This is a genomic window from Peribacillus tepidiphilus (assembly GCF_009466385.1).
In the GTDB taxonomy this organism is placed as follows: Bacteria; Bacillota; Bacilli; order Bacillales; family DSM-1321; genus Bacillus_BN; species Bacillus_BN tepidiphilus.
Genome location: NZ_WIAQ01000054.1, coordinates 1 through 7,043, shown reverse-complemented (window position 1 = coordinate 7,043; position 7,043 = coordinate 1). Strand labels below are relative to the sequence as shown.

At 35.0% G+C, this 7,043-nt stretch carries 5 protein-coding genes and 1 pseudogene; 3 read left to right on the top strand and 3 right to left on the bottom strand.

The window, feature by feature from the left end:
• A partial coding sequence (locus GD441_RS16485; protein ID WP_191992217.1) for a transposase occupies positions 1 to 491 on the top strand: 491 nt, incomplete at its 5' end.
• Between the two features lie 330 nt (positions 492 to 821).
• On the top strand, positions 822 to 2,036 hold the full coding sequence (locus tag GD441_RS16480) for an ISL3 family transposase (protein ID WP_153127498.1): 1,215 nt from the start codon (positions 822 to 824) through the stop codon (positions 2,034 to 2,036).
• Between the two features lie 159 nt (positions 2,037 to 2,195).
• Here the strand turns inward: GD441_RS16480 and GD441_RS16475 are convergent, their stop codons facing one another.
• The 3 genes from GD441_RS16475 to GD441_RS16465 all read right to left on the bottom strand — a co-directional run bounded on the left by GD441_RS16475 (position 2,196) and on the right by GD441_RS16465 (position 4,896).
• Complete coding sequence (locus GD441_RS16475; protein WP_153127497.1) at positions 2,196 to 2,534, bottom strand: acetylxylan esterase family protein; 339 nt, start codon at positions 2,532 to 2,534, stop codon at positions 2,196 to 2,198.
• Positions 2,497 to 2,841 carry a hypothetical protein gene (locus GD441_RS16470; RefSeq protein WP_153127496.1) on the bottom strand — a complete coding sequence of 115 codons (345 nt, stop codon included), beginning with the start codon at positions 2,839 to 2,841 and terminating at the stop codon, positions 2,497 to 2,499. The genes GD441_RS16475 and GD441_RS16470 overlap by 38 nt, the downstream gene beginning before the upstream one ends.
• 378 nt (positions 2,842 to 3,219) lie before the next feature.
• The gene (locus tag GD441_RS16465; RefSeq protein ID WP_153127499.1) at positions 3,220 to 4,896 is read right to left on the bottom strand and encodes an RNA-binding domain-containing protein; all 1,677 of its coding nucleotides are present in this window, start codon (positions 4,894 to 4,896) and stop codon (positions 3,220 to 3,222) included.
• 1,351 nt (positions 4,897 to 6,247) lie between these two features.
• Between GD441_RS16465 and GD441_RS17370 the strand changes: the two are divergent.
• Positions 6,248 to 7,043: pseudogene (locus tag GD441_RS17370) on the top strand (IS3 family transposase); the annotation flags it as partial.

Genomic DNA, 7,043 nt, shown 5'->3' with positions numbered 1-7,043 from the left:
AAGCTTATTGGGCATTTGATCAAGTAAGAAGAGAAGTGCAACATAAATTATATAAAGAACAACGTATTCGAATGAAAAGAAATAAAGAGCTTTTATGGAAATCCCCGTTTAAGCTCAATCAAAAAGAGAAAGAGCGAGTAGAAGAACTCTTGGCACTTGATTCGGACTTGAGGGAAGCCTATGAGTTAAAGAATGAACTAGATGTCTGGTTTAAAACAAGTACAATGGAAAATGCCAAAACAGGTTTAGAAGCATGGATGACGAGAGTTGAGGAATCTGGAAACGAAGCATTTAAAAAAGTCGTTCGAACATTTAATAGGTGGAAACAAGAGATTTTACAATCCTTCATGTATCCATTTAACAACGGATATATTGAAGGTGTAAATAATACAACCAAGGTAATCAAACGAATGTCTTATGGAATAAAAAGCTTTGAGCGATTACGAAAAAAGATATTGTGGCGTCAACTTGTCAGAAGGAATGTAGGTTAACCTACATTCCTTCCAAAGAGAGAGTATTGGAAATATTTACACCACCACAATTGACAGAGAGCCTAAAAAGAATGGAGTTGCGTGTACTATGAATTCTATCATGAATATCCCAGGATTAAAAGACTGTCAGGTGATAAAAATGGAGGAGCGTAAAGGGGAAATCCTCCTCTATGTGGAAATGGAGCGAAAGCCTCACCCTTGTCCTGNAAGGCTCTATAATAAATGTTGGGGTTTTCATACAATTTTGGTCAAAAAAAGACACGCACCCCCGTCATTCTTTTATACTTGAATTGTCCAGAAACAAGTAAAAAGAATGGAGTTGCGTGTACTATGAATTCTATCATGAATATCCCAGGATTAAAAGACTGTCAGGTGATAAAAATGGAGGAGCGTAAAGGGGAAATCCTCCTCTATGTGGAAATGGAGCGAAAGCCTCACCCTTGTCCTGACTGTGGTCAGCTCACCAACAAAGTCCATGATTATCGATGGCAAAAAATTCAACATTTAAAATGGTTTGAACGGATGACGTATATTTGGTATAAACGTCGTCGATATGCCTGTGCTTGCGGAAAACGCTTTTCCGAAAAGAATACGTTTGTCAAACGATATCAACGAACATCGATTGAATGGAATCAGGCCGTGTCCGTATGCGCTATTAAGGGAAAGACATTTAAGGAAGTAGGGGATGTTTACGGTACCTCATCCACGACCATTATGAGGCGATTTGATCAAATCGCTCAAACGGAAGTCAAGCAAGTAGAGTCACTACCTCGAGTGATTGCGATTGATGAATATAAAGGAGATACAAGGGAGGGAAAGGATCAACTCATCATCGCCGATGGGATCACAAAGCACCCCCTAGACATCCTACCGAACCGAAATAAAAAGACGATAAAAGACTACCTTCAAAGGCATGGTCACCACGTTCAAGTGGTGATTATGGATATGAGTCCTTCTTTTAAGGCAGCCGTTCGTTCGGCCCTAGGGAACCCAGTGATCGTGGCGGATCGTTTTCATTTTTGTCGTTATATTTATTGGGGGATTGATCGAGTTCGCAGGCGTATTCAGCAGCAGTTTCATGACTATGAACGAAATAAGTGCAAAAGAAAAAGGTACATTTTTTATAAACCTCAAAACACTTTAACTGAAGACAATCAGTGGCATTTAGAACGCTATTTGAATATGTCGGAAGAGCTAAAAAAAGCCTATAAACTAAAAGAACGTTATCAAGTATGGTTTAACCGAGCGAAAGAGATCGGTCAAGAAAAGATCAAAGAGGTAAAAAAAGAGCTGGAAGCATTTTATCAAGTAGTAGAGGAATCAAGAATTCCAGAGATGAAACAAGCGATAGAAACGTTTCGAAATTGGCAAGTAGAAATCCTGAATAGCTTTGTGTATGGTCATTCCAATGGCTTTTTGGAAGGAATCAATAATACGACAAAAGTCATCAAGCGAAACAGCTATGGATATAAAAACTTCAAGAGATTTCGAGCAAGAATCTTATTGAGACATCAGTATAAAGGAATGGGTCTACATATAGGATAGGGGTGGCCTGATTTCTTTACCACCCCAACATTTGACGGAGAACCTTTAATATCCTAATTTTGCTTTGGCCTTATTGCACTAACATATTAGTTAGTTATAAAAGAAATTCTTTTGATTTTCATCATGTCCAATTTATCAATATATATAAACTCACAGTATCTATCGGCTATAATTTCCTTCCCTTAATATATCTTCGTTTAGTCCGTTATAAGAAACAACTTCCCAAACAGGCTCTTGTTTTTCGGTAACAAAATAGCCATTCAATTCAACGACTCTCCCTTTTGCCCAAGGCGATTTTTCTATATCTATCCAAGACAATGTTGAATTCGCCTCATATTCGACTTCATGGATAAATGCTAAATAATAGAGAGCATTTATTTTATATTCTTCAATACTTTTTCGCACTTTTTCAATGTCACTTAGAAATGGTTTATCTGATAAATCATATTTATATTTCATTTCAATCGCTGCAATGATTTCGGCAACATCGTTTTTCAAGTGGCCATTTTGCCCCGGATTTTCTTACCTTCATTTCATAACTAATCCTTTTAATTGCAGGTTTAGCAATCTCCCTAAAACTGTCCTTTTTAAAAATTTCTCTAATCTGTCTAACCTCGTAATATGCATATCCCATGGCCATAAGCATATATATCACTTTTTTTATTGCTTTATCTTCTTCTAATTTTTTAAAAATGTGCTGCATTATATCCCCCATTTCAACTTTCTTCTTAAAATATTTAAGTGTAGAGGTATCTTTAAAATTTCTAACAAAATTTATAACAGACATAACTAAATTTTTCCACATTTTAGCCTCCCGGATTTTTTCTCCTCCTAGGGCTTCATTGTGTCAACTTTTGTTTCTGTCAAAGGCTAAGTTGAATAAAGAAATTCTACCTTTAGCCTCTTTATAGGTAATTACTTCTTTACAAATAAAGATTCAACATATTCAGACAAAAACCTCCAAATTCTAGAATATGTTTTAAACTCTTTGGTAAATATTAAAAAGACACCGGTTTAAATTGAACCGATGTCTTTAACTAAATCCTATAACTAACAATAACTATTCCTATAACTAATTAGTTAATAATTAGTTAATGAGAAAATCGCGTAAAAACAATATTCGAGCGGTTTTTATAACTAATTTTATTAACTAAACCTATAACTAATTTAAAACTAAGTTTAACTAATTAGATAATACCCATTTCGGATAGCGGGTAGATCCTTGATTGACAATGGTTTTATCCTTTTTAGACATTTCTTGAAGCAAATTGCCGATGTACTTTCTTTTCTGCTTCTCATCAAGAGCATCAGATAGTTTATCTAGCAACAAATCATCAATATCTTTCCTACTTGCCACTTTATACTGACGCAAAAACGAAATAATCATCTGCTTATAATGCTCTTTGTTAAAAGCCCTGTTTTTAATATAAGTAGTCTTATCTCCTGCAAGTTCAGCAATTTTAGCGGAAACATATAGGTTTGGATATCTGCCTTCCACTAATTTTAATGCCCTTAATTTCTTTGCTTCTTCTTGTGTGATGCGCTGCTTTTTTTGTACCTTATCTAATGCAATCACTACGCTGAGATCCAGATCTGTATGATTGATCAGCATGCGAGTATAGTTGTAATCCAGTATTTTGCCGTAAATAGTTACCTTAACTTTATTTGGCTCACTTAAATCATAATCTGGCATTGGAAAGAATCTTTTTCGTTGCTCTAAAAACATTTTCTTAATTCCCGAACCAATTGTATCAATCATATTCAGATTGACCATTGCTTCGGCTAAAAAGCGATTTCGATAATATTCTTGAGGTGCATCACGTTCAATCACATTCTCAATCGTTTTAGGAATAAACTCACCAAGATTTGTAAAAATTAATTCCTCTGGTTTTTCAACAACATTAATTCGTCCTTGAAGAGTGTAATCTTGATGAGCAATACAGTTATGCAACGCTTCACGAATGACATAAGGATCATACTGATTCACTTCAATAGGGAACAAACTTTGGTCCGGCATATAGCGATATTTTAAATTGCGGATTTTTGCAAAAAGTTCATTTGTGTTTAAAATAAATGGCGGTCCAAAATGCTCATAGTCCCTCTCAATATTATGTTCGTCTTTCAAAATCCATGTCATTTTTGCAACAGCCGGCGCCAAAAAATGTTCGGATTCAGGTTTACCAAGCAATATAATGGCTGCTCTTGTAATTTGTCCGTTAATCGTTACCCTTGCTTTATTCAGAAACGTTATATCATCCCATTTATCGACATCTTCGGCTAAACGCGGATTCTTCTTTTTATACTCTTCTCTTGCCTTCTCAATGGCGGTTTTATCTAAGTCGTCAATCGTAGCACCGGGGCAAATCCCAGCCGACCAATCTTCTTTCATACGTTGATTGCGAATACTTTCGATTTCTTGTATGCTGAGTGGACCTTTCGACTCACCATTTCGGCCAAAATAATGACCTTTCCAAGATGTTGGCATTCCTTTTGGCGCAGCAGGAATCTGAAACATAATCACCCTGCCCTCTGGATAAAAAAGTTCATAAATCTCAACAAACGATAATCCATCGTTTGTATGCCTTGATATCTCATATTTAAGGCGATCTAAATCTGCTCTATTTTCTCTGTATTGTGTTCCAACAATTTCTTTATTTTTATCTTTTACTCCAAAAATAAGCCACCCATAAGGCTGATTTTTTAAGTTAGCCTCATTGCTCAAAGCTGAAAAGTATTCACCTAAATCATCAAAATGGAAATTACTCTTGGCTTCTTTAAACTCTACCCATTCATTTTCGGAGTGGAGGCTTCTAAACTCATCCAATAATTTTTTTAGTTCTATTTCATTCAATATCGTCACCTCCGTAAATACGATTATAACAGTAGAACTTACTTTATGTATAACATATCGTATTTTGTAGTATTTACTATATATTATTACATTCAACACATATCTTATTTTGTCCTTTTTGCAAAAGACAACGCCTATAAAAAATTAAAAACGGAGCGATTGCCCCGTTTTCAATCTTCCGTTAAACAACCTCTTCTTGATTTATTTCTTCGCTTTTTCTTGTTAAAAAATTCCATCAACTACTTCCACGAATAATAAAATAATCATTACAACAATTAAAATGATTGTGAATAATTGCTAACAATCGCTATTTGTTGACTATTATCTGAAGTTGTTAAGACAAATTACATAACTAATAAGCACCGTTAACTGAGATGAAAATCACTAGACATCCCTTGTCCCCTTCTTCCTTTCATAATAGGGAATTATTATAAACTTCATTGTAATTGCAATCACAATTAATAAAAAACATTGTAAATACTCCTTAGCATTAAACAATCTTTGTTTATTAATTGCTAAATCCAACACAATTGCTGATAAAAGAACTACACTAGAAATCACTGAAACATAAAAAGAAATTTTAGAGAGTATCCTCATACATACTCCTCCGCATGCTTTTTATTACTAAATTTTCCTAATAAAGAACATTTTAAACAATTAGTAAGTAGCGAGAACTTACACTCAATCTTTTCTTACAAACAAAAAGGCAGTTCATCACAATTATTGGTTACGATGAACTGCTACTGTTTATCAAAGTGTATTTAGTGTTTAGGTTGGAAATTATACATTACAATAAACTCTTGAAATCTCTCCATATGTAAAGGAAGAACTTCTGTGTTATAGATATCCATTTCATTTATTAGTGGAATTTATTTTATAAAGTTCATTAAATTCAACGCAAACGGCTCTGGTCTTCGCTCTCTGTCTGAACCACTTATTGTTAATTACGGTTCGTTTCCATTAAATAATTACTCATGACGTAACGAAACACTTTTTCCTGCAATATATAGTTCCTTTTAAAGTCTTGAAAACTTAATTTGTAGTAGTTATATTTTGGAATTTTTATGATTTCATAAATGATATCTTGTGAATCGGCTACACTTAACTGGACAAAAAAATTAAGGTCAAGTAGACTAACTACCTAATCTGGGTATACTGCTAACAAGCGTAAGAGATCCCATACCAGCAACTTTACTAGGAGAGGCGGGTATGCTAGCCTGTTTGGCAAGCCAGATGTTTTCATCATCTGGTTTCCTGGCTGGGAAAGCATGCCCGTAGAGGCTCCTTGTCAAGTTGCGGTGTTTACCCTCTAATTTTGGAAGTCTACTTCATCTCATTCAGTTAATGGAGGTACGCCGATATGACGAGAGCTAGAAGAACATTTACTCCCGAATTTAAAGCTCAAATGGTCAAACTATATGAAAGTGGTAAGCCTAGAAAAGACATTATAAGTGAATACAATTTAACGCCTTCGGCATTAGACAAATGGGTGAAACAGAGCCAAACATCTGGTTCATTTAAAGAGAAGGATAACCGAACACCTGAAGAAGAAGAGTTGATCAAACTCCGTAAAGAAAATCAGCGTTTACTGATGGAGAATGATATTTTAAAGCAAGCTGCGCTGATACTAGGACGAAAGTAAATGTGATTAAAAATAATCGTCACAAATACTCGATATCAGCAATGTGCGACGTCCTACAACTCCCAAGAAGTACCTATTATTATGAAGCAAAAGAGCAATCTAAATCAGATGATGAACTTACTGTTACCATCATCGATATTTTTCATAAAAGCCGCCAGAACTATGGCACTCGTAAGATAAAACATGAGTTGGAAAAACTCGGTAAAATTGCATCCAGAAGACGTATTGGCCGAATCATGAAAGAAAATGGGCTAGTATCAAAATATACAGTTGCCCAGTTTAAGCCACATGTGGATAAATGTAATGAATCTAAAGTTGAAAATGTGTTGAATAGGGAATTTGATCAACAAAAGGAATTAACGGTTGTAGTCAGGGATTTAACATACGTAAGGGTCCAAAAAAATTGGCATTACATATGTCTATTTGTTGATCTTTACAATAGAGAAATTGTTGGACATAGTGCCGGTCCTAATAAAGATGCTGGACTAGTCTACCAAGCCTTATCAACGATTAA